Consider the following 918-nt stretch of genomic DNA (forward strand, 5'->3'; position numbering starts at 1 on the left):
CGCTTGGCCAGCGCTCTCAGGCTCTCTTGACTATGCTGTATCGCTCGACGGACTGCCGCAGTCGTCGTGGCGCTTGCGGGGTGAACCTGGCCCATAGTGCATCCTTCCATTCACTGGAAAATATCGCACCATCAAATGCCGGGATCAAACACCTAGCAGCTTTGTTCCTCACGGTTTCGAAATCACCAAGGTTTTTGGCAGCTAAGATCGCGAACAAGTTGGTAATGTCATAGCCTCCTTGATAATCGTTAATGATAAGACCATCTGTAACCAAGCTCTCGATCAAGTGATGCTTTGAGATTTTGGGGCCATAATAAAGCTCTGCGAATTTCTCACAGTAAAAATTATCCAATATCATTTCAGCGGTATAATGCGTCGCTGCCAGTCCTTTTTCGTACGAATGTTTATTCGTGAGCGCCCAGAGCATTCGCTCCTTTTCGGGATAGTTCTCAAGCCTGGTCTTATTCGAGCCAACGCGAATGTACGCAACTTTGTTGAACCTAACCGGTCGGTCGAACGCAGGTTCGATGCAGACGATTTCAACTCTCTTGCTGTCTACGAAGCAGGTTTCGAAGGAGACATTTATCTTGGGATCTAGCATTTGCTGCAGCCACATCTCAAAGGCTACGTTGCCTTTTTTCTCCTTCTTTAAATTTATATTTGTGCCAATGATATCGTGCGTGACATCGTCGATTCCGAAGATCAAGAATGCATGTCTTTTCCCCGCCAGCATTGCCGAATTGGCCAGCGCAGACACGTATTCGCCAAAGGTCTCAGGTGACCTTGCCCCGTTGAAATAATCCATTTTGAAGTAAGCTCTGGCCCATTGAGAGGACCAGAGAATGAAGCGTAACCGTTTTACAGACGAACAGATCATCGGCATTCTGAAGGAGCACGAGGCGGGCGCGCCGGTCTCGG

General features: G+C 48.4%; 2 pseudogenes. Both read right to left on the reverse strand.

What is annotated here, in order from left to right:
• Positions 1–95, reverse strand: a pseudogene (locus tag EKM04_RS16515) (IS481 family transposase); the annotation flags it as partial.
• A gap of 416 nt (positions 96–511) precedes the next feature.
• Positions 512–877, reverse strand: a pseudogene (locus EKM04_RS23085) (ATP-binding protein); the annotation flags it as partial.
• Positions 878–918 lie beyond the last annotated feature (41 nt).

The sequence above is a fragment of the Rhizobium skierniewicense Ch11 genome (assembly GCF_023757665.1).
Classification (GTDB): Bacteria; Pseudomonadota; Alphaproteobacteria; order Rhizobiales; family Rhizobiaceae; genus Agrobacterium; species Agrobacterium skierniewicense.